The 23,241-nt window shown below is 72.7% G+C and carries 13 protein-coding genes; 10 read left to right on the top strand and 3 right to left on the bottom strand.

Annotated elements, in window-relative coordinates; translation table 11 throughout:
* Positions 1 to 73: 73 nt before the first annotated feature.
* Together ACIRJR_RS30965 and ACIRJR_RS30960 are read right to left on the bottom strand one after the other, a co-directional pair.
* Positions 74 to 898, bottom strand: coding sequence for a FadR/GntR family transcriptional regulator (locus tag ACIRJR_RS30965; RefSeq protein ID WP_403786731.1), 825 nt, complete (start codon positions 896 to 898; stop codon positions 74 to 76).
* Between the two features lie 183 nt (positions 899 to 1,081).
* Entirely contained in the window at positions 1,082 to 2,041 is a 960-nt protein-coding gene (locus ACIRJR_RS30960; protein WP_403786730.1) for a helix-turn-helix domain-containing protein, read from the bottom strand.
* Between the two features lie 174 nt (positions 2,042 to 2,215).
* Between ACIRJR_RS30960 and ACIRJR_RS30955 the strand changes: the two genes are divergently transcribed.
* Complete coding sequence (locus tag ACIRJR_RS30955) at positions 2,216 to 3,256, top strand: NAD(P)-dependent alcohol dehydrogenase (protein WP_403786728.1); 1,041 nt, start codon at positions 2,216 to 2,218, stop codon at positions 3,254 to 3,256.
* A 26-nt stretch (positions 3,257 to 3,282) separates the two neighbouring features.
* Here ACIRJR_RS30955 and ACIRJR_RS30950 read toward each other — a convergent pair whose 3' ends face one another.
* The gene (locus tag ACIRJR_RS30950; RefSeq protein WP_403786726.1) at positions 3,283 to 4,101 is read right to left on the bottom strand and encodes a response regulator; all 819 of its coding nucleotides are present in this window, start codon (positions 4,099 to 4,101) and stop codon (positions 3,283 to 3,285) included.
* A 104-nt stretch (positions 4,102 to 4,205) separates the two neighbouring features.
* On the opposite strand from ACIRJR_RS30950, the gene ACIRJR_RS30945 reads away from it, so the two are divergent.
* The 9 genes from ACIRJR_RS30945 to ACIRJR_RS30905 all read left to right on the top strand — a co-directional run bounded on the left by ACIRJR_RS30945 (position 4,206) and on the right by ACIRJR_RS30905 (position 23,151).
* Positions 4,206 to 5,825, top strand: coding sequence for an ATP-binding protein (locus ACIRJR_RS30945; RefSeq protein ID WP_403786724.1), 1,620 nt, complete (start codon positions 4,206 to 4,208; stop codon positions 5,823 to 5,825).
* A 945-nt stretch (positions 5,826 to 6,770) separates the two neighbouring features.
* On the top strand, positions 6,771 to 7,010 hold the full coding sequence (locus ACIRJR_RS30940) for a phosphopantetheine-binding protein (protein ID WP_403786722.1): 240 nt from the start codon (positions 6,771 to 6,773) through the stop codon (positions 7,008 to 7,010).
* Positions 7,007 to 7,858, top strand: coding sequence for a siderophore-interacting protein (locus tag ACIRJR_RS30935; protein WP_403786720.1), 852 nt, complete (start codon positions 7,007 to 7,009; stop codon positions 7,856 to 7,858). The genes ACIRJR_RS30940 and ACIRJR_RS30935 overlap by 4 nt, the downstream gene beginning before the upstream one ends.
* 104 nt (positions 7,859 to 7,962) lie before the next feature.
* Positions 7,963 to 8,967: an ABC transporter substrate-binding protein gene (locus tag ACIRJR_RS30930; RefSeq protein ID WP_403786718.1), complete on the top strand. Its 1,005-nt coding sequence runs from the start codon at positions 7,963 to 7,965 to the stop codon at positions 8,965 to 8,967.
* Entirely contained in the window at positions 8,964 to 9,989 is a 1,026-nt protein-coding gene (locus tag ACIRJR_RS30925) for a FecCD family ABC transporter permease (RefSeq protein WP_403786716.1), read from the top strand. The genes ACIRJR_RS30930 and ACIRJR_RS30925 overlap by 4 nt, the downstream gene beginning before the upstream one ends.
* A gap of 50 nt (positions 9,990 to 10,039) precedes the next feature.
* Positions 10,040 to 10,981 carry a FecCD family ABC transporter permease gene (locus tag ACIRJR_RS30920; RefSeq protein WP_403786714.1) on the top strand — a complete coding sequence of 314 codons (942 nt, stop codon included), beginning with the start codon at positions 10,040 to 10,042 and terminating at the stop codon, positions 10,979 to 10,981.
* Complete coding sequence (locus tag ACIRJR_RS30915) at positions 10,978 to 11,763, top strand: ABC transporter ATP-binding protein (protein WP_403786712.1); 786 nt, start codon at positions 10,978 to 10,980, stop codon at positions 11,761 to 11,763. The genes ACIRJR_RS30920 and ACIRJR_RS30915 overlap by 4 nt, the downstream gene beginning before the upstream one ends.
* A 1-nt stretch (position 11,764) precedes the next feature.
* Positions 11,765 to 21,739, top strand: a complete 9,975-nt coding sequence (locus ACIRJR_RS30910; protein ID WP_403786710.1) for an amino acid adenylation domain-containing protein — start codon at positions 11,765 to 11,767, stop codon at positions 21,737 to 21,739.
* Positions 21,736 to 23,151: an MDR family MFS transporter gene (locus tag ACIRJR_RS30905; RefSeq protein WP_403786708.1), complete on the top strand. Its 1,416-nt coding sequence runs from the start codon at positions 21,736 to 21,738 to the stop codon at positions 23,149 to 23,151. The genes ACIRJR_RS30910 and ACIRJR_RS30905 overlap by 4 nt, the downstream gene beginning before the upstream one ends.
* Positions 23,152 to 23,241 lie beyond the last annotated feature (90 nt).

Raw genomic sequence — 23,241 nt, 5'->3', positions numbered from 1 at the left:
CGGGTCGGATTCATCGGAGTACCCGCAGGTGGCCAGGCCGATGGCGCCTCCGCCGGGGCGGCGGCCGGGCGGGCTAGAACCTCTCGTCGCCGGTCCGGCCGCCGCCGTAACGGTTCCCGGTCTCGTCCAGGAGCGCTTCGATGTGGTTGCGGGCCATGATGTCGACCTGGACGTCGAGATCCTTGCCGTACGTGCGCAGACCGAGCAGCAGGTGCTCCCGCATCCGTTCTCCGGCCAGGTCCACGTCACGCGCCTCGATCGCCTCGAAGATCTCGGGGTGGTGAGGAACGCCGGGCTCGCCGATCGACGGGTCGGAGTTGGAGCGGAGCATCATCTCGAACATCATCCCGCTGATCGACGAGAGCATGATCCGCAGGACCGGGTTCTTGCTCGCCTCGGCGACGGCGTCGTGAAAGGCCATGTCCGCACGGGCCTTGACGACGACGTCGCTCGCGGCTTCGAGGGCGTCCCGGGCCGCTCTCATCGTCTCCATGTCCTCGTCCGTCGCGCGTTCGGTCGCCAGCCGCACCGTCTCGACCTCGAGTGGCAGCCGGGCCTCGATCAACTGCCGGACGGTCGGCCGGCCGGCCCGGTACAGCGCGTCGTACCCCCGGGCCTGCCCCGAGGTCTGCTCACGCACGAAGGATCCGCGACCCGGTGCGACCTCGATCAGGTGCTGTGCCTCGAGCCGCCGCAGCACCTCGCGCACGACGTTCCTGCTGGCGCCGAACTGAGCAGCGAGCTCGCGCTCCGAGGGAAGCTTCGTCCCGACGGGGATGCCGCCGGATCGGATGTCGTGCTCGAGTTCCCGCGCGATCCGCTCCGTCAGGAGTCCGCGCTGGGCGGGGGCCGCGGCGCGGCCGGGCCGCGCGGAGGAGGAAGAGGCGGACGACTGCATCCCCGCAGCGTACAGGCTGGTCCGGGCCGTCACGCGGCCGATCGGGCCGCCCACCGGACGCACGCCGAGCCACGTGCCTCCGCGCCCGTTGACGCCGCTCCGCGTCTTCCGCCTCCCCGGGCGGTCGTGCCGGGCCCGGGGAGGCGGAAGACCAGGAATCCCACGGACCGCGGTGTGACCGGCCTACTGCCTCCACGGGACGGAGGCACCCGCCCGAGTGGCGTCCGTGCCCCAGCTCGCGAGCAGCCGGAGCGCCTCGGCGGAGGCCGAGCCCGGCTCCGCGTGATAGGTGACCACGGACTGCTCCGCGTCATCGGGCAGAGCGAACGTCTCGTAGGAGAGCGACAGTTCACCCACCAGCGGGTGGTCCAGCCGCTTGACGCCGTGGCTCTTCTCCTTGACGTCGTGCCTGGCCCACAGCCGCCGGAAGTCCTCGCTCTTCACGGACAGCTCGCCGACGAGTGCGGAGAGGCGCGGGTCGTCCGGATGGCAGCCCGCGTCCATCCGCAGGTAGCTGACGATGTCCGACGCCTTCTGGTCCCACTCCACGTAGAGGTCGCGGTACTCGGGCCGCAGGAACACCAGCCGCGCCCAGTTCCTCTCCTGGGGCGGCAGTTGCGACCAGTCACCGAAGACCGCCGCGGCCATCCGGTTCCAGGCCAGGATCTCCGCCCGCCGTCCGGTGACGTACGCCGGTACGCCGTCCATGCTGTCCAGCAGCTGACAGAGCGCTCCGCGCACCCGCTGCTGCCGCACCGGCCGCTTCCTCCTGTGCTGCTTCGGCTTCGCGAGATGAGTGAGGTGCGCCTGCTCGGCGTCCGTCAGCCGCAGCGCGGACGCGATCGCGCCCAGTACCTCCCCGGACACGTTCTGTCCGTTGCCCTGTTCAAGGCGTGTGTAGTACGCCACGGACACCCCGGCCAGCTGGGCCAGCTCCTCGCGGCGCAGCCCGGGAACCCGGCGGTGCCGGCCGAAGTCGGGCAGCCCCACGTCCTCCGGCTTCAACCGGGCACGCCGGCTGCGCAGGAACTCGCTGAGCTCGGCCCGGCGGTCCAGGGCGTGCCCCGTGCCGACGACGGGTTCCGGGCCGCCGGGGCCGGGGTCACCGTCGGGCCGGTCTTCGGGTACGGGCTGCTCCTGCATGGCTCCAGTATCCACCGTCGTACGCGCACCATCCTGTCCCCGCCAGTAGTAGGACCACTGGACGTAGGCACAACCGTGGCCTGGGTGAACGCCGTGAGATGGGGCAGTGTGGAGGGTGCGCCCGGACAGAAGGCCGCCGGGCGCAGGACCACACTCCCTGAGGAGCATTTCCGCATGACCACTGTCGCTGCGTACGCCGCCCCTTCCGCCAAGGCCCCGCTGGAGCGGACCACCATCGAGCGTCGCGCGGTCGGAGAGTTCGACGTCCTGATCGACATCAAGTTCGCAGGCATCTGCCACTCGGACATCCATCAGGCCCGCGACGGCTGGAGCGAGGGCATATTCCCGATGGTGCCCGGCCATGAGATCGCCGGCATCGTCGCCGAGACCGGCTCCGGCGTCACCCGCTTCGCCGTCGGTGACCGCGTGGGCGTCGGCTGCATGGTCGACTCCTGCCGCGAGTGCGACAACTGCGAGGCCGGCCTCGAGCAGTACTGCGCCAAGGGCAACACCGGCACGTACAACGCCCTCGACAAGAACGGCGACCCCACCTACGGGGGCTACTCCACGCACATCGTCGTGGACGAGAACTACACCCTCCGCATTCCCGAGGGCCTGTCGCTGGACGAGGCCGCGCCGCTGCTCTGCGCGGGCATCACCACATACTCCCCGCTGAAGCACTGGAACGCGGGTCCCGGCAAGAAGGTCGCCGTCCTCGGGATGGGCGGCCTCGGACACATGGGCGTCAAGATCGCGCACGCGCTCGGCGCGGAGGTGACCGTCCTCTCCCAGACCCTGCGCAAGCGGGACGACGGGCTGAAGCTGGGAGCAGACCGCTACTACGCCACCAGCGACCCGAAGACCTTCGAGGAGCTGGGCGGCACGTTCGACATCATCCTCTCGACGGTGTCGGCGCCGCTGGACTTCGGGGCCTACCTCTCCCTGCTCAAGACGGACGGCGCGCTGGTGAACGTCGGCGCCCCGGAGGAGCCGATCTCCGTCAACCTCTTCTCCCTCATCGGCGGCCGGAAGTCCCTCTCGGGTTCCGGGATCGGTGGCATCCAGGAGACCCAGGACATGCTGGACTTCTGCGCCGAGCACGGCCTCGGCGCGGAGATCGAGCTGATCGGCGCGTCCGAGATCAACGACGCCTACGAGCGCGTGCTGAACAGCGATGTCCGATACCGCTTCGTGATCGACGCGGCGACGATCTGACCGCTCCGCCCTCCGGCCCCGCCTGTTCAGCCGTCGTTGCGCAGGTGGGGCGGGAGGGTCGTGGCGGTGTCCAGGAAGAAGGAGTCGATGCTCTGGACGGTCTCCATGAAGTCATCGAGGTTGACCGGCTTCGTGACGTACGCGTTGGCGTGCTGGCGGTAGGCGTCCTCGACGTCGTCCGGAGCGGCTGACGTGGTCAGGACGACGATGGGGATGCTCGACAGGTCGCTGTCGTTCTTGAGGACGTTCAGCAGCTCGCGGCCGTTCATGCGGGGCATGTTCAGATCGAGCACGATCAGGTCCGGCCGCTCGGTACGCGGATCGCGGAGGTACTCCAGCGCAGCGACCCCGTCGTCGGCCCGCTCGATCCCGCGCGCCATGCCGTGTTCGGTCAGGGCCTCCTCGATCAGCATGGCGTCGGCCATGTCGTCCTCGACGAGCAGGACGGTGTAGGTGCGGGGGGCGAGGCCGTTCATGAGCGAACTCCGGGTCTTGTGGTGGGGTAGCGGGCGTGATGCGGGGCGAGTGAGGAAGACGAGTCCGGGCCAGCGCTTGCGCGCCCCCTGGCGGCTGACGCCCCAGGCCCTTCCCAGCTGCGGGTAACCGGCGCCTTCCCGGGCGGCGGTCCGCGCGGCCGCGGCCGCGCACTCCTCCACCGCCCGGCCGAGGTAGGCCAAGGCGCGCAGAGACGCCAGCGCGTCCCCCCGGGGCTCGCCCGGGCCCTCCTCGTCGGCATCCTGTGCCGGCGTGAGGAGCACGAGCTGCCGGGCGGCTTCGGCGACGGCCTGTCGCGCCCGTTCGGCCAGTTCCTCCTGCTCGGCGCTCATCCGCGTCTCTACTGCCATGGATGCACCGTAGACGCCGGGACACCCCGTCGACAACCATGGTTGTCCCCGCGGGTAGGGTGACGCCGCCGGCGCTTCGCCGGACCAGGGAGGGTGGACCCGACGTGCAGATCGACACCGGTCATCGGACCCCGGTCAGGGCGCCGCACCGGCCCGGCCGCGACGGCTGGACCACGCGTGGCTGGCTGGGTGCCGGCTCCGCTGCGGCACTGGCGCTCCTCCTGGCCCTGACCGGGTGCGGTGTCTGGGTCCTCGCCCATGCCACCGACGTGAACAACAGGCTCACCGAGCGCTGGTCGCCCGCCCTGATCGCCTCCGTCCGTATGGAAAGCGCCCTGATCAATCAGGAGACCGGAATCCGCGGGTACGGAATGACGGGGAAGCGTGAGTTCCTCGAGCCGTACCAGGACGGCGTCGCCCAGGAGAGGGCCGCGGCCGTGGAGCTGGCGCGCCTGGCCGAGGGCAACGAACGGGCGAAGCGCGACCTGGCCCGGGTGCGCGAGCGCTCCGAGGTCTGGCAGGCCGCGACCGCCCGCCCCGTCAGTGAGGCGGCGGACCCCGTCGCCTCGGCCAGGCAGCGCACCGAGTCGGGCAAGGCCGCGTTCGACGCGCTCCGTGCCTCGCTGACCGAACAGCAGACCCACATCGAGGCCGAGCGGGACGACGCGCGCAGTGATCTGCAGCATGCGCGCTCCCTGCGCAACACGGTCTTCACCGCCATCGCGTGCATGGTCCTCGCGCTCATCCTGCTCGCCTTCGCCGGGCTCCGCCGAGGCGTCCAGCTGCCCCTGGACCGCCTGCGCGCGGACGTCAGGGAGGTCGCCGACGGCATGTTCGGGCACGAGATCTCCCGCTCCGGCCCCGCCGACGTCCGCGCCCTCGCGACGGACGTGGAGGGAATGCGGCAACGCCTGGCCGGGGAACTGGCGTTCAGCGACCGGGCGCGGGCCCAGCTCGACGACCAGGCCACGGAGTTGCGCCGCTCCAACGAGGAACTCGAGCAATTCGCCTACGTGGCCTCCCACGACCTGCAGGAACCGCTGCGCAAGGTCGCCAGTTTCTGCCAGCTCCTGGAACGCCGCTACGCCGGTCAGCTGGACGACCGCGCCAAGCAGTACATCGCCTTCGCGGTCGACGGTGCCAACCGCATGCAGACCCTCATCGGAGATCTCCTCGCGTTCTCGCGCGTCGGGCGGCTGCACGCCGAGGACGCCGACGTCAGCCTCGAGGCCGTGCTGCGCCGCACCACCAACTCCCTGGGCATGGTGATCGAGGAGGCCGGAGCCGTACTCACGCACGATCCTCTCCCCGCGGTCCACGGCGACGCGACCCAGCTCGGTGTCCTGTTGCAGAACCTGGTGTCCAACGCCATCAAGTTCCGTGCTCCGGAGACCGTGCCCCGGATCCACATCAGCGCCCGCGAACCGGCGGACGGGACGGACGGTGCTGCTGAGGACACAGGCCCCCGCTGGGAGTTCGCCGTGAGCGACAACGGCATCGGAATCGGTCCGGAGTACGCCGAGAGGATCTTCGTGATCTTCCAGCGCCTCCACACCCGTGACACCTATCCGGGGAACGGCATCGGCCTGGCCCTCTGCAAGAAGATCGTCGAGTACCACGGAGGGACGATCACCCTGGACACGGGCCACACCCCCGGCACCCGCTTCGTCTTCACCCTCCCTCTCGCCCACGCCGAGGCGCCCACCGCCGACCCCCGGAGCTGATGCGTCCACCGGATGCCGGTGGAGGACCCGGGGCGACCTCGCGGTGCCGTTCGGAACGGCCGCCGATCGGAGCGCGCCCGCGCGCGGCCGGCGACGCGAAGGCGCAGCCGGGACGGCCGCGCCCTGCAAGCTGATGGAGCATCACCGGCAGCGGGCGCGTCCTGCCCGGCCGCGACCGCCTCGGCCGGGGTGGTGCCCACCCGTCGCCCAGGGGGCCTTCGTCCTGCGGTGCCTGACGTGCGGGCCCCGTCCGCCGGCTCTACAGGCGTCGCGCGCGATCCTCGACACCATCATCACCGCCGCGCCCTCGGAGGCGCGGGGACACTGAGGCCGCCTCAGCCTGCCGCCGCCGAGGCAGGCTGACAGGAAGCCCCTGATCGAGCCGCTCGCCGTTGCCGGGCGGAAGGCTTCCTATGCGTTGATGCACGACCAGTACCTCCGTGGCGGCACCGCCAAGCCTGTCCGCCGGCTCGTACCTCGTCGGCCAGGCCCCGCCCTTCGGCCCCATGGTCGTCGAAGGCCGAGAACCCGGACGGCTCCACCCCGCCCGCCGGGACGAAGCCCACCACCATTCCTCCAATGCTGGGAAGCCCCCTGCCGGTACGGCGTCAGCATCAGCAGCAGCGCCGGCAGTGGCGCATCCGGTGCACATGGAGACGTGAGTTAGGTTAGCCTCACCTTGGCTGGTTTGGGAGGGGGGTTCATGTCGGTCCGAAACGCCGGTGATTGCCGTGTTGTCGAGTCCGTGGCGGTTGTCGTCACGGTGCGGGGACGGCACCGGGCCGAACGGTGCGCCCGTGTGCCCGACGGGTGTCCTCCGGTCGGGGTGTCGTGCGGCGCCGCCGAAGACGGCCGGAGCCCCCTTCTCGACGCCCAGCCTTTCCCCGTCGCGGTAACCCGCGCGCCGGCCGTGCTGTCGGCGCCCATCCCCTCAGGAGTCATCCGATGAACCAGGCCCTGTCGCCTGAACGTGTCCGCGCCGACGTCGCGGAGCTGCTGGGCTGCGACCCCGCCGAGATCGAGCCCGACGACAATCTCACCGACCTGGGCCTGGACTCGGTGCGGACCATGGTCCTGATCGAGCGCTGGCGTGGCGCGGGGGCGGACACGCTGGAGTACGCCGATCTGGCCGAGCAGCCTGAACTGGCCCACTGGACCGCCCTGCTGGCAGGTGGGGCGGCATGAGCCTGGCCGACCACCGGGACAGGTACCTGGACCGGATCGCCGAAGTCCGTGCCGGCCGCCACGCGGAGAAGGTGGGCTACCCGATCGGCGTCCGGGAGACCGAGGTCGTACGCACCGCCATGGTCGGGGCCGGCCTGCTGCGGGTGACGCTCGGCGGGAAGGGCACCGAGGGATTCGAGGCCCATGCGCCGGACGAGCACGTGAAGATGCTCTTCCCGGATGCGGACGGCACCCTGCGACTGCCGGAGCCGAACGGGGCCATGCTGCGCTGGGCGGGGTCGGTGCTCCGCTCGCGCCAGTACACGGTGCGGCGTCACGACCCGGTCTCCGGCGAGATCGACATCGACATCGCCCTCCATGACGGCGGCCTCGCCTCCGACTGGGCGCGCGACGCCCGGCCCGGCGACGTCATGCACCTCGCGGGTCCGCCCGGTGGGCTGATCGTCCCGCACTCCTACGACCGGTACCTGATCGCGGGGGACATCACCGCCCTGCCGGCGATCGCACGACGGCTGGAGGAGCTGCCCAGGACCGCGAAGGGCTGGGTGTTCGTCGAAGTCCCTGACGCCGCACAGGAGATCGAGCTGTCCGCGCCCGAGGGCTTCGAGGTGAGCTGGCTGCACCGCGACCGCCGGCCACTGGAGGCCGACGAGGCGTTCGTGCGGGCCGTGACCTCGGTGACCGTGCCCGAGGGGGAGCGGGTGTACGTGTGGGTCGCGGGCGAGGCCGGGCAGATCAAACCGCTGCGGCGCTGGGTCCGTGGCGAGCTGGGGCTGGAGAAGGCCGACCACGACATCACCGGTTACTGGAAGCGTGGGGTCGCCGACTTCGACGAGGACGACCACTGACCGGCTGACGGGCGGGCAGGGGGACGGAGTTGCCGTTGCGGCCTGTTGTCCTGATGAGAATTTTTCCACTAAGGTAAGCCTTACCTAACTTCAAGGAGCTCCACATGTCCATACGCAGAACCTCCGGCCTCGTCGGCGCCGTGTCGCTGACGCTGATCCTGGCCGGATGCGGGTCCTCGTCGGAGGGCGAAAGCGGGTCGGACTCCGCGGGGGAGGCCAAGACCCGGGTGTTCGCCGCGGACAACGGAAAGATCACCATTCCGGCGGACCCGAAGCGTGTGGTGGCCACCGGCTATGCCGTGCCCGCGCTGATCGAGGCCGACGCACCGCTCGTCGGGATCTCTTCCTGGAAGCGGGGTGAGCCGATGATGAGCAAGGAGGACCTCGCCCGGTACAAGAAGCTCGCCAAGGTGGCGGGTGAGCAGGCGGCCGAGACCAACTACGAGGCCATCGCCGAGGCCGAGCCCGACCTCATCGTGATCGGTGTGCCCGCGCCCGTGCTCGGAGACATCGACGTCAAGCGGCTCGAGACCATCGCCCCCGTCGTCGCGATCGGGCCCACCGTGCCGTCCGCCTGGCGCACGCTGTCACGCAAGCAGGCCGACGCGGCCGGCGCCCTCAAGACGTTCGACGCCGGTCAGAAGGCGTACGAGAGCAAGGCCGCCGAGCTGGCGACGAAGTACAAGGACGTGCTGCCCCAGCTCGCGCTGGGCCACGTCGGGGCCTACGGCGAGGTGGCCAAGGGCAACTTCCACCGCGAGTTCGACGGCTCGTGGGGCACCAACATCGCCACGGACATCGGGGCGAAGTACTACGGCCAGGTCAAGAAGCCCGGCCCCGGGTCGAGCGCGGTGAGTGAGTACCCCTCCCTCGAGGAGCTCCCCGACTCGCTCGGCGAGGCCGACGCCATCACGTACTCGGTCAGCGCCGACGGCAGCGTGCCCGAGGCGGTGCAGTACGTCCTCGACTCCAAGCTGTGGAAGAACCTGCCCGCCGTCAAGGCCGGCAAGACCTTCCCGTTCCGCTACACCGAGGCCGCGACCTACGGGCAGGCCATGAACACCCTGGACGCGATCGACACGTCGCTCGCCCCGCTGCTGAAGCGGTGACCGTCGCGGGTCGCGCGGCGGGACCGGCACGGGAGAAGCGGGCCGTCGCACCACAGACCGGCCTGCTCCTCGGGGGACTGGTGCTGTTGGCGGTGGTCGCCGTGCTCAGCATGGGCATCGGGGCCCGTCCGGTACCGCCCGCCGAGGTCGTACGCGCACTGCTGGACTACCAGGGGACCGACGACCACGTGATCGTGCGTGACGTCCGGGGTCCCCGCTCACTGCTCGCCGTCGCGGTGGGCGCCGCCCTCGCGGTGGCGGGAGCGCTGATCCAGACGCTGGCCCGCAACCCGCTGGCCGAGCCCGGCATCCTCGGGGTCACCGCGGGTGCCGGGTTCGCCATCACCGTCGGCTCGGCGCTCGGCCTGGCCGCCGGGCAGGCGGGCCAACTCGGCTTCGCGGTCGCCGGATCCGTGCTCGCGGCCCTGCTGGTGGCCGCCGTCGGGCGGCGCTCACCCCTGCGCCTGGTGCTCACCGGCGTAGCGCTGACCGCGGTGCTCAGCGGTGTCGCGCTGGGGCTGCGGCTGATGCTTCCGGATGTGTTCGACCTCTACCGGTTCTGGTCGGTCGGGTCGCTGGCCGCACGCGAACAGGCGCCGCTGGCCCTGCCGTTGACCGCGATCGCGGTCTGCCTGGCCGGTGCGCTGCTGATGAGCAGGGCGCTCAACGCCCTGGCTCTGGGCGAGACCGTGGCGCACACCCTGGGCGCCGGAGTCGGCCGGCTGCGGGTGGCCACGCTCGCCCTGATCACCGTGCTCTGCGCGGCGGCGACGGCCGTGGCCGGGCCGATCCTGTTCGTCGGCCTGATCGTGCCGCACCTGGTCCGCAAGCCGGCGGCGGGATCGGTGCCCTGGACGATCCTCTACTCGATGGTGCTGGGCCCCGTCCTGCTGCTGGTCGCCGACATCGGCTCCCGGCTGCTGCTGCCGACCGGCGAGGTGCCGGTGGGCATCGTGACCGCGTTCCTCGGCGGCCCCATGCTGATCTGGGCCGTCCGCCGCTACGGGGCGGGGTCGCTGTGAAGAACCGAGGACTGAGAATCGAACGCCGAACGGCCGTACTGGTGGCGGTCATGACCGCCCTGATGATGGGCCTCGGGCTGCTCGGGCTCTGCTACGGCGCCTCCTGGGCCTCCCCGGGCAAGGTGTTCGCCGTACTGACCGGGGCGGAACACTCCGTGGTGATCTCGGACTGGCGGCTCCCGCGCGTGCTGGCCGGGCTCGTCTTCGGAGCCGCACTCGGTGTGGCGGGGGCGATCTTCCAGAACCTCACCCGCAACCCGATGGGCAGCCCGGACGTGATCGGCCTCGACGCCGGCGCGTACACCGGTGCCCTCGTCGCCATCACCGTGCTCTCGGGCACGTCCGTGCAGCTCGCGGCCGGATCCGTGTCCGGTGGACTGCTCGTCGCGGCCGCGATCTACCTGCTCGCCTACCAACGGGGCTTCTCCGGGCTGCGGTTGGTCGTGATCGGCATCGCGGTCAACGCCATGGTGACCGCGATCAACTCATGGATCGTGCTGCGCGCCGAGCTCGAGGTGGCCATCGCCGCCGTCGGCTGGAGCGCGGGCTCGCTCAACGGCGTGAGCTGGGAGGACCTGGGGATTCCGTTCGCGCTGATCGCCGTGCTCATGGTCCTGATGACCGCCCGGGCGCACGCCATGCACCAGGCGGCGCTCGGCGACGCGGTGGCGGCCACGACCGGGGTCGGGCTCAACCGGCTGCGACTGGTGATGGTGCTGGTCGGCGTCGGCTGCACGGCCACGGTGACCGCGGTCGCCGGGCCCATCGCGTTCATCGCCCTGGCGGCCCCGCAGATCGGCCGCAGGCTCGCGGGGGCCGCCGGAGTGCCTCTGCTCCCCGCCGCCCTGACCGGGGCGGTTCTGCTCCAAGGCGCCGACCTGCTCGCCCAGATGCTGCTGGCGCCCGTCGCGCTGCCCGTGGGAGTGGTGAGTACCGCGATCGGCGGTTGCTATCTGATCTGGCTGCTGACCAAGGAGGTGAGGCGCGCGTGACCGCACGCCTGACCGCGCGGGACATCACCCTGCGCTACGGAGAACGGGTCGTGTCCACACGGCTGAGCCTCGACATCCCCGACGGGGCGTTCACCGCCGTCGTGGGACCCAACGCCTGCGGGAAGTCGACCTTGCTGCGCGCGCTGGTCAGGCTGTTGCGCCCGGAGTCCGGGCACGTGGAACTCGACGGCCGAGAGGTCGGTGACTACGCGCCCAAGACGCTGGCCAAGCGACTCGGGTTCCTGCCGCAGGACCCGCTGGCCCCTGACGACATCAGGGTCCGCCAGCTCGTGAGCAGAGGACGGTTCCCGCACCAGTCGCTGCTGGCCCTGTGGTCGCCGGAGGACGAGGAGGCGGTGACCACGGCCATGGAGGCGGCGGGCGTCGAGGACCTGGCCCACCGGCCGGTGCAGGAGCTGTCCGGAGGACAGCGGCAGCGCGTGTGGATCGCCATGGTGCTGGCCCAGCGGACGCCCTACCTGCTGCTCGACGAACCGACGTCGTTCCTGGACATCACCCACCAGTACCAGTTGCTCGGCCTGCTCGCCAGGCTGCGCGACGAGGGCCGCACGGTGATCGCCGTCCTGCACGACATCAACCAGGCGTGCCGGTTCGCCGACCACCTGGTCGCCATGAGGGACGGCAGGGTCGTCGCCGAGGGCGTCCCCCGGGCCGTCGTGGACGCCGCGCTCATGAAGGACGTCTTCGACCTGCCGAGCGTCATCGTCCCCGACCCGGTGACCGGCACACCGATGGTCGTTCCCACACTGCAAGGAGAGTAAGTTGAGCACCGCGAGCGTGTCCTCGGACGGCCTCCTCCCCCTCACCCAGGCCCAGTTGGGCATCTGGAACGCACAGCGCCTGGAGCCTGACTCGCCGTACTACGTGGTCGGCGACGTGGTGGAGATATCCGGCACCGAGCCCGTCGACGTAGAGGCGCTGACCGAGGCGGTACGGGCGACGGCCCAGGAGGCCGAGACACTGCGGTTGCGGGTGTACGACACCCCGCAAGGGCCACGCCAGGCGGTCAGCGAGGAGCCGGTCGCGCCTCCCGAGGTCCTTGACGTCAGGGGGGCCGCCGATCCGGTTGCCGCCGCACAGGCGCTGGTCGAGGCGGAGCGGGCGCGGGCCGCCGAAGCGTGCCGGGGGATGGTGGACCGACCACTCTGCTCACGCACCGTCATCCGGCTGTCCGACCGGGAGGTCTGGTACACCCAGCTCGGCCACCACCTGGTCTTCGACGGCTACTCCGCCGCGATGCTCGCCCGCCGGACCGGCGCCCGCTACACCGCCCTGGTGCGCGGGACGGAGCCGGCGAAGTGCACCTTCGGCAGCCTCGCCGCCCTCGTCGCCGCCGACCGGGCCTACCGGGACAGCGACCGGTTCGCCGAGGACCGCGCGTACTGGGTCGAGCGGTTCACCCCGCTGCCCGAGCTCGGCGCCCGCGACGACCACGACACCGCCGCCGGTGCCCCCGCCGGCACCCTGACCGCCCGCACCGTCCTCACGCCCGAGGAGACGGCCCGGCTGCGCGCGTTCGCCGACGGCGAGGGCGTCACCTGGGGCGAGGCACTCATCGCCGGATACGCCGCCTTCCTGCACCGGATGCTGGCCCGCACCGATGTCGTGTTCGCGTTGCCGCTGATGTGCCGGGCGGGCTCCGTCGAGCTGCGCACGCCCGCCATGGCGGTCAACGTGCTGCCGCTGCGGGTGACCGTGCGCGGCGGCGACCGGCTCGGAGAGCTGAGCCGGCGGGTCTCCTGCGCCATGCGCGAGATGCGCGACCACCAGAGGTACAGGGGCGAGGACCTGCCGCAGGACCTCGGCGTGCCCGGAGCCGGCGCGCTGCTCCACGGGCGCGGGATCAACCTCAAGGCGTTCGACCTGGCGATCGACTTCGCCGGCGCCGGCGGTGTCATGCGCAACGTCGCGGGAGGCCCGCCCGAGGACATGGGCCTGAGCGTCCTGCCGACCCGCGACGGCGGGCTGCTGCTCGGCTTCGAGGTCGACGCGCGGACCAACGACCAGGCCTCGGTCGACAGTCTGCTGTCCGGGCTGCGGATCCTGCTCACCGCGCTCGTCGACGGTCTTCCGGTCGGGCGGATCGCGATGACCGCCGACGCCGAGAGGCTGATGGAGCAGTGGTGCCCGCCCGCGCTGCCCGGCGTGCCGGTGGACGTGCCCACCGCCTTCGACGCGATGGCCGCCACGGAGCCAGGACGCACGGCCCTCGTGTGCGGGGAGGAGCGGCTGTCCGCCGCGGACCTCGCGGGACGCGTGCACCGGCTGGCGCGTGCGCTGCGGGCCCGAGGGATCGGGCCCGACGACATCGTCGCCCTCGCGCTGCCGCGCTCGGCCGACTCGGTGGTCGCCCTCCTCGCGGTGCTCGACGCGGGCGCCGCCTTCCTGCCCCTGGACGCCGCGTACCCGCCCGAGCGGCTGCGCGAGCTGATCGACGACACCCGCCCCGCACTGGTGGTCTCCTCCGGCCGGGTCGACGGACTGCCCTGGGACACCCTGCTCGGTGAGGCCGCCGAGCTGTCCGGCGAACCCCTGACGGCCGGCGAACTGGCCGCACCCCGGCACCCCGAGCACCTCGCCTACGTGATCCACACCTCCGGCTCGACCGGACGGCCCAAGGGAGTGCTCGGCCGGGCGGGCGGTCTGGCCGCGCTGCTGCACCACCAGCGGTCGACCGTCGTCGCCGAGGCCGAGCAGGCCGCGGGGAGAAGGCTCCGCGCCGCGCACACCTACTCGTTCGCCTTCGACTCCGCCTTCGACCACCTGGTGTGGCTGCTCTGCGGTCACGAACTGCACGTCTACGACGCCGAGACGATCCGCGACGCCGACGCGCTCCTCGCCGCGTACGGCCGCGACGGCATCGACATCGTCGACACCACCCCGTCGATGGCCGCGCCGCTGGTCGAGGGCGGCCTGCTGGACCTGCGGCCCACGCTGCTCGTCCTCGGCGGGGAGGCCACCGGGCCCGCGCTGTGGCGCAGGGTCGCCGCGTCGGGGACGAACGCGCGCAACATGTACGGCCCGACCGAGGCGACCGTCGACAGCACCACCGCCCGGATCGACGACGGCGAGCCGACGATCGGCCACCCGCTCGCCGGCACCCGGACCTACGTGCTGGACAGCGCGCTGCAGCCCGTCCCGCACGGAGCGACGGGCGAGCTCTACCTCGCCGGGCCGCACCTGGCACGCGGATATCTCGGCAGGCCGGGGGCCACCGCCGACCGCTTCGTCGCCGACCCGTTCGGCGCGCCCGGCGAACGGATGTACCGCACCGGCGATCTGGCCCGATGGGTGCCCGGCCGGGGCCTCGCGTACGGGGGCCGGGGCGACGGGCAGATCAAGATCCGCGGCCACCGGGTGGAGACCGGGGAGGTCGAAGCGGCCCTCGCGGCGGTGCCCGGGGTCACCGCGGCGGCCGCCCGGGTGCTCTCGTCCCGGCTGATCGGCTACGTCGTGACCGCCACGGCGACCGGGGACGAGGTGCGCGCGCACCTCGCCGGGCGGCTGCCGGACCACATGGTGCCCGCCGCGGTGGTGGTGCTCGCCGGGCTGCCGGTCACGCCCAACGGCAAGCTCGACCGCGCCGCCCTGCCCGCACCCGCCTCGGCCGGCGGCGGCCGGGAGCCGGGCACCGAGCGGGAGCGCGTGCTGTGCGCCGTCCTCGCCGAGGCGTTCGAGGTCGAACGGGTCGGCGTGGACGACGACTTCTTCGCCCTCGGCGGGGACAGCATCACAGCGATCACCATCAGCAGCAGGCTGAGGGCCGCGGGCCTCGGGCTGCGGCCGCGAGACCTGCTGGCCCGCCGCAGTTTCGCGGCTCTCGCCGCCTCCGCCGAACTGCTGGAGGACGCTCCCGAGCCGCTGGACGACCCGTCCGGGACTGTGCCCGCGCCGCCGATCGTGCGCGGGCTGCTCGACCCGCATCCGGACGTCGACGTCGTCGCCGGATACGCGCAGTGGACCGTGCTGAGCGTCGACGACCTCGCCCACGACGACCTCGCCGCCGGCGTGCGGACCGTGCTCGACCACCACGACGCCCTGCGGCTGCGGGCGGGCGACGGCCTGGACGTGCTGCCCCGGGGTGCGGTACGGGCCGTCGTCCACGAGGTCCGCGGCGAGGACCCGAGCACCCTGGCCGGGCGGCTGGCGGGCGAACTCGACCCGAGGACCGGCGACCTCCTGCGCGCGGCCCTGCTCCGCGGCGACGACGGCACGCCGGACCGGCTGGTTCTCGTCGTGCACCACCTCGCCATGGACGGTGTGTCCTGGCGCATCCTCCTGCCCGACCTGTACCGGGCCTGCACCGGCGGCGCTCTGGAGCCGGTCGGGGCGTCCTGGCGCCGGCACGCCCTGCTGCTCGCCGATCAGGGCGCGTCCGGTGCGCGACGGGGCGAACTCGACCACTGGCGGACCACGCTCGCCTCGGCGTCCCGGCTGGGCACCCGGACGCTGGACCCGGCGAGGGACACGGTGTCGACAGCCCACCGTTCGGTGACGGTGTCCTCGCCCGAGGTCACCGAGGCGCTGCTGGCCACCCTTCCCGCCGCGTACCGTGCCGGAGTGGACGAGGTCCTGCTCGCCGCGCTCGTGCTGGCCTTGCGCGGATGGGGCCTGGCCGGGGACGCCGTGACCGTCTCCATGGAGGGACACGGCCGCGAGCACCTCGATCTGGCCCGTACGGTCGGCTGGTTCACCAGCGAGTACCCGGTCCGCGTACCCGCCTCCGACGACGTCGGGCGGGCGCTGCGCGCGGCCAAGGAGGCCAGGCGCGGTGTCCCCGACGGCGGCATCGGGTACGGCGTGCTCCGCCACCTCGACCCGGAGGCCGGTCCCGGGCTGTCGGCCGTCCCGGCGCCGGACGTCCTGCTGAACTACCTGGGCCGTTTCGCCCCGTTGCCCGCCGGTGGATGGCGTCTGCCGGAGCGCGACGCCTTCTCCGTGACCGAACCCGACGCCAAGGGCCTGGAGCAGGTCCTGGCCCTCAACTGCTTCGTCCACGAGGAGGGCGCGCCCCGGCTCGCCGTCGAGTGGACCGCCGCGACCGGGGTGCTGGGCACCGGCACCGTCGAGGCCCTTCAGGAGGCGTGGGCCGCCGCCCTGGACGCGCTGGCCGAGCACGCACTGCGTACCCGGGGCGGGCTGACCCCGTCCGACCTCCCGCTGGTCGGCCTCGACCAGGCGGCCATCGACACCCTCGAACGCGTCGGCCGCATCGACGACGTACTGCCCGCCACACCGCTGCAGGTCGGGCTCTCCTTCCACACCCTGGTGCGCGACGACGGCGCGACCGACGTCTACGTCGTCCAGGCCGTGACGACGCTCGTCGGCGAACTGATCCCGGACCGGATGGCCGAGGCCGCGCGCGAACTCCTGCGCCGGCACCCCGCCCTGCGTGTGTACCTGGGCACCGCCGGGGACGAGGTGGTGCAGGTGGTCCCCGCCGAGGTCTCCCTGGACTGGCGGGTGGACGACCGGTTCCCCGAAGCCGCGCGCGCCGATCTCGAGCGCCCCTTCGATCCGGGCCGGCCGCCGCTGATCCGCTTCCTGCTGTCCCGTGTCGGGCCCGCCGAGCACAAGCTGGTGATCACGAACCACCACGCACTGCTCGACGGCTGGTCGATGCCGCTGGTCGGCCGCACCCTGCTCGCCCTCTACTCCGAGCTGAGCGGCGGCCCCGCCGCGCCCGCCGCTCCGCCCCTCCCCGAGTACTTCCGGTGGCTCGCGGGCCGGGACCGGGAGGCGTCCCTCGACGCGTGGCGCTCCGCGCTGGAGGGCGTCGACGAGGCGACGCGGCTGGCACCCGCGAGCGCCGGGACCGGCATCGAGCGGCCGGGCCGCGAGACCGTCGGCCTGGGCCGCGAGTTCAGCGACCGGCTCCGCGCGTTCGCCCGCGCGGAGGGCGTCACCCTGACCACGGTGCTCCAGACCGCCTGGGGACTGCTGCTGGGCAGGCTCACCGGCCGCCTCGACGTCGTGTTCGGCTGCCCGGTCTCCGGACGGCCCGCCGAGGTCGACGGCGTGGAGTCGATGATCGGCCAGCTCGGTACCACGATCCCGGTGCGCGTCCGGCACACCCGTGACCAGAGCGCGCGCGACCTCATGGCACAGGTCCACGCGGAGAGCGTCGTCCTCGCGGAGCACCACCACGTCGGGCTGCCCGAGATCCAGCGGGTGGCAGGGATCGGCGAACTGTTCGACACGATGCTGGTGATGGAGAACTTCCCGCTCTCCAGCCGGAAGCGCACCCCGCTCGCCCCCGGGCTCGACCTGGCCGGGGTGGACATCACAGACGCCACGCACTACGCCCTGACCGTCATCGTGATTCCCGACGACGAGATCACGATCGGTCTCGGCTACCAGCCGCGCGCCTTCACCTCCTCGGCCGTGCGCGACTACGGGCGCTGGCTGCACAACCTCCTGCGGGAGATCGTCGACGACCCGTCACGACCCGCCGTCCGCCTGCCCTCGCTCGACCCCGGCGAGCGCGAGCGGATGCTGCGCACCGGCACCGGGACCGTCGCCGCGAAGGCCCGGGGCCACTGGCTGGACGAGTTCGCCGCCCGGGTGCGCGGCAATCCCGGCGCCGAGGCCCTGGTCTGCCGGGACCGCAGCCTCACCTACGCCGAACTGGACCGGCAGGCCAACCGCGTCGCCCACGCGCTGATCGCACGCGGGGTGCGGCCCCAGGACCCGGTGGCGGTGCTGCTCGGACGTGACATCGAGATGACCGTGGCGCTGTTCGGCGTGGCCAAGGCCGGCGCGGTGTACGTACCCATGGACGCGAGCTACCCGCGTGAGCGGCTCGCCTTCATGTTCGACGACATCGCCCCGGCCGCCGCCGTGACGACCGGCGCCGAACTGCCCGTCGCCCGCGAGATCCCGGTGCTGCGGCTGGACGACCCGGCCACCCTCGCGTCCGCGCCCGACACCGACCCGGCCGAGGCGCGCGCCGCACTCACCGACGACGCCCTCGCCTACGTCATCTACACGTCCGGCACCACCGGACGGCCCAAGGGCGTCGGCGTGACCCACCGGGGCGTGCCCGATCTGATCGCCCTTCAGGAGGAGGTCGTCGGGGTCACCGAGCACGACCGGTACCTCCACTTCGCGTCGACCAGTTTCGACGTCGCGTTCTGGCAGACCATGGTGCCCCTGCTCTCCGGCGGCACCTCCGTGATCGCACCCGAGGAGGTGCGGGTCCCCGGCGACGAACTCCTCGACTACATCGTCGAGCACCGGGTGACCGGAGTGAACCTGCTCCCCTCGTTCCTGGCCGCGATGCCCGACGACCGCACCGTCGCCCCCGACGTGTTCTTCGTCGTCGGCGCCGAGCGCCTCGACCCCGAACTGGCCAGGCGCTGGGGGGAGGGCCGCAGAGCACTGTTCAACGCCTACGGTCCGACCGAGGTCACGATCAACTCCACGACGTGGCGGTACGACCCCGACGACACCGGTCCGCTGCCGATCGGCCGCCCCGACCCCGACGTCCGCGCCTACGTTCTCGACGGCGGGCTCCAGCCGGTCGGCGTCGGCGTGACGGGTGAGCTGTACCTCGGCGGACCGAGCCTGGCCCGCGGCTACCTCGGCCGCCCCGGCCTGACCGCGTCGACGTTCGTGGCCGACCCGTTCGGCCCGCCGGGGGAGCGGATCTACCGCACGGGCGACCTGGTGCGGTGGCGGCCGGACGGACAGCTGGTGTTCCTCGGCCGCGCCGACCACCAGGTCAAGATCCGCGGCTTCCGCGTCGAACTGGGCGAGATCGAGTCCACCCTGACCACGCACGCCGATGTCCGCGCCTGTGCCGTGATCATGCGGGAGGGCAGGCTCGTCGGCTACGTCATCCCGACGGACGGCGCGGACCTGGACACCGCGCGGCTCCGGGAGTACCTCGCCGGGGAACTGCCCGACCACATGGTCCCCACGGCGCTCGTTCCGATCAGCCGGCTGCCGCTCGGCCCCGGCGGAAAGCTCGACACCTCGGCACTGCCTGCCCCCGAGACAGCAGCCGCCGCACGGCGTGAGCCCGCCACCGAGGCCGAGGCGGTGCTGCTCGGAGTCCTCCGGGACATCCTGGGCACCGAGGACATCGGCCTCGACGACGACTTCTTCGCCATCGGCGGGGACAGCATCGTGGCACTGCAAGTGGTGTCACGGGCCCGGCGGAAGGGCCTCGGCCTCTCCGCGAAGGACGTGTTCGAAGGCGAGACGGTCGCCCGGACGGCCGCGCGGGCCCGCGCCCTGGACGGCGGTGAGGCACCCGCGGTCGGGGACGCGCCGCTGACCCCGGTCATGCGCGACCTGCTGCGCCGCGCGGGAAGCACTGCGGACGGCTTCTGCCAGTGGGTGGAGATCTGCGTCCCGGCAGGGGGCGACGCGACGGCCTGGACCGGCGTGCTCGACGCACTCCTGGCCCGCCACGACGTGCTGCGGGCCCACCTGGCCGACGGCGTGCTGCGCATCCCCCCGGCCGGTGCGGTGACCGGAGCCGAGGTGCTGACCCACGCACGCGCGGCGGACGGCCTGCGGGCCGCGGCCGACGCCGGGACCGCCGCGGCCCGGGCGTCGATGGACCCGCGCACCGGGCCGCTGCTGCGCGCGGTCTGGGTCGACGCCGGGCCCGTCCGGCCGGGCCGGCTCGTCCTGATCGCCCACCACCTGGTCGTCGACGGTGTGTCCTGGCGCATCCTGCTCGACGACGTGGAACACGCCTACGCCGGTGGAACCCTGGCCCGGCACGGACAGTCGTTCCTCGGATGGACGCGCACGCTGCACGACGCCGACCGGCGCGCCGAACTGCCGCACTGGCGGAGGATGAGGGCCACACCGGCGCTCACCGGCCCGCTCGACCCCGCCCGGGACACGGTGTCCACCGCGACGCACCACGAGATCCGTCTCGACACCGACTCGACCCGCGCCCTGATCACGACGCTGCCCGCCGCCTACCGGACCACACCGGACGCCGTGCTGCTGACTGCGCTCGCCCAGGCGGTACGGGACTGGCGGGGGACGCAGCAGTTGCTGGTCGCCCTGGAGAGCCACGGCCGGCCGCGGCAGGTCGACCTGTCCCAGACCGTCGGCTGGTTCACCGCCGTCCACCCCGTGCTGCTCGACGCCGACGACGACGTGCGGGCGGTCAGGGATCGGCTGCGGGCCCAGGGCGACGGCCTCGGCCACGGTGTGCTCACCGCGGCCGGGCTGCTGGAACCGGTGGTGCCGGAGGTCGCCTGGAACTATCTCGGCCAGTACCCCGGCGCCGCGGCACGGGAGACCCCGTGGCAGTCGCCGCCCGACGCCGACCCGCTCGGCTCGGGCGGCTCCGAAGCGATGCCCCTGCCCCACAGCCTGATGGTCAACGCCCTCGTACGCGACGAGGCCCTCGGGGTCAGGATCACCTGGCCTTCCGCGCTCTTCACCGCCGCCGAGATCGAGGACCTGGCCGAGCACCTGCGGACCGCGCTGCTGCGCACCGCCGCCGCTCCGGAGATCGAGGCTCTCGGCCCCGGCCACCCCGTGGCCGAGGTCCAGCCGCTGACCCCGCTGCAGGAGGTGATGCTGCGGCACTCGCGAACCGAGCGCCCCGACCCGTACACCGTGCAGTCGGCGTTCTCCCTCGCCGGGCCGCTCGACCTCGACGCCCTGCGTGCGGCGGGGTCCGACCTGCTGAACCGTCACCCGAATCTGGGCGCCGTGTTCCCCGCCGCGCTCGCGGTGATCCCCGCCTCGCCCCGGCCGGACTTCCGGGTCGCCGACGGGCCGGCCGAGGAGGTGCTGGCCGCAGACCTGGCTGAGCCCTTCGATCTCGCCCACGGCCCGCTGTTCCGGCTGACAGTGATCCGGAGCGGTCCGGAGCGCGCCGACCTGGTCCTGACCAGCCATCACGTGCTCTCCGACGGCTGGTCGGCACCGCGTGTCCTCACCGAACTCTTCGCCCTCTACACGGCGCGGGTCCGGGGCGGGGCTCACGGCCTTCCCGCCCCGGTGCCGTTCGCGGACTACCTGCGCTGGTGCGCCGACCACGAGCCCGACCTCGATGCCTGGAGGGCCGAGCTGGACGGCCTGCCCGAGGGTGACTACCTCGGCGGCGGCGAACCCGGGCCCGCCTGGCAGGAGCCCGAGGTCATCGGCTTCGACGCGGAGCTCGTCGCCGGTCTCACCCGCCTCGCCGCACAGCGCGGTCTGACGCGGAACACCCTGGTGCAGGGCGCGTGGGCGGTGCTGCTGGGGCGCCGCTCCGGCCGGACCGATGTCTGCTTCGGGGCCATGGTCGCCTGCCGCCCCCCGGATCTGGAGGGTGTCGAGGAGATCATCGGGCTGCTGGCGAACACCGTGCCCGTGCGGGCACGGCTCGGAGGCACACTCGCCCACACGCTCGCCGAGCTGCAGAGCCGGCAGCGGGTCCTGGTGGACCACCACCACGTCGCTCTGTCCGACCTGGAGCGGCTGACCGGACGGCGCAGGCTGTTCGACAGCCTGGTGGTGTTCGAGAACTATCCGGTCGACCCGGATCGCCTCCGTGAGCCCGCCCCCGGGCTCACGGTCGTCGGGACCCGTTTCCGCGAGGCCACGCACCACCCGGTCACCCTGACGGTCATGCCAGACGGTGACGGATGGACCGGCGTGCTGGCCCACCGGGCCGGGGTGGACGCGGAGGGGCTGGCCGACGAACTGCTCGACCTGCTCCGTTCGCTGGACAAGCACCTCGACGAGGACGTGCTCGATCTTCTGGAGGACCGATGAGCGGGGATGCCGCGCCGCCCGTCGAGCGGGTGGACCGCGATCTGCTGCGGGTCGCGTTCATCCTGGTGCTCGGCACCTTCATGGCCTCGCTCGACGCCACCATCGTCAGCGTCGGCATCGACGCGCTGACCCGCGAGTTCCACGCGTCCGTCGCGGAGATCCAGTGGGTCACGACGGCCTACCTGCTCGCGGTGGTCGCCGCCGTCCCCGCCTCCGGCTGGCTGGCCGGCCGGTTCGGCGGCCGGAGGACCTGGCTCGCCGCCGTGGGCGTGTTCCTCATCGGATCGGTCCTGTGTGCGCTGGCCTGGTCAGCGACCAGTCTGATCGTCTTCCGGGTGATCCAGGGACTCGGGGGCGGGCTGCTGCCCGCGACCGGGCAGGCTCTGCTCGCCCGCGTCGCGGGCCCCCAGCGCACCGGACGGGTGATCAGCGTCGTCGCGGTGGTCCCGCTGCTGTCACCGGTGTTCGGCCCGCTGGCCGGTGGCTCCATCCTGAGCGTGGCGCCGTGGCCGTGGCTGTTCCTGGTCAACCTGCCGATCGGTCTGGCCGCCGTACTCCTGGCCCGTCGCCATGTGCCCTCCGTGCCGCCGGCCACGCGGCGTACACCGTTCGACCTGCGGGGGGCCGTGCTCCTCTCGCCCGGTCTCGCCGTGCTGGTGTACGGGCTGACCGAGGTGGCCCACGGCCGTACGCTGCCGGCCGTGGCCGGTGTGACGGCCGGGCTGGCGATGCTGGCCGGTTTCACCCTGCACGGGCTGCGCACCAGCGGCACACCGCTGGTCGACCCCAGGCTGTTCACCCGGCCGCCCTTCGGCGCCGCAGCCCTCGCGCTGCTGGTCCTGGGCGCCTCGGTGTTCGGCACGATGTTCCTGCTCCCGCTGTACTTCCAGACCGGCCGCGGCCTGTCCGCCTGGGAGGCCGGGCTGCTGCTCGCTCCTCAAGGGCTCGGCGCGGCCGCGGGATCGGTCCTGGTCAACCGCACCATCGACAAGGTCGCGCCGAGGACCCTGGTGGTGACCGGCATCGCGCTGATCCTGGCGGGTACGGTGCCGTTCACCCAGCTCGGCCACGGCGTCCCGGACGCCGCGGTCGCCGTGGCGCTGGCGGTCCGCGGTCTCGGGATGGCGATGGTCGGCGCGCCGGTCATGAACATCGTCTACAGCCGCATCGAGCCCGAGCAACTTCCCCGCGCCTCGGGAGCACTCAACCTGCTGAACACCGTGGGCGGATCGGTGGGCACGGCCGCCCTCGCCGTGGTCCTGCAGAGCCGGCTGTCCGCCCGGGGTCCGGACATCGCCTCGGCGTTCGCCGACACCTTCTGGTGGGTGCTCGGTTTCTGCCTGCTGGCCGCCGCCGGGGCCACGAGGCTGCCCCGGACCGGGGCGAGGAAGGCGGCGAAGGCGTCGTCGTGACGGCTGCCCGCCGGTGACCGGAGGCCGGGGCGGGAGACGAGCGGACGTCCGCCCGCCTCCCGCCCCGGCCTCGTTCCGGCGACGGCCGCG

Source organism: Streptomyces sp. NPDC102402, assembly GCF_044765765.1.
GTDB lineage: Bacteria > Actinomycetota > Actinomycetes > Streptomycetales > Streptomycetaceae > Streptomyces.
The sequence above is the reverse complement of the archived record's forward strand: the minus strand, read 5'-3'. Positions and strand labels throughout refer to the sequence as shown.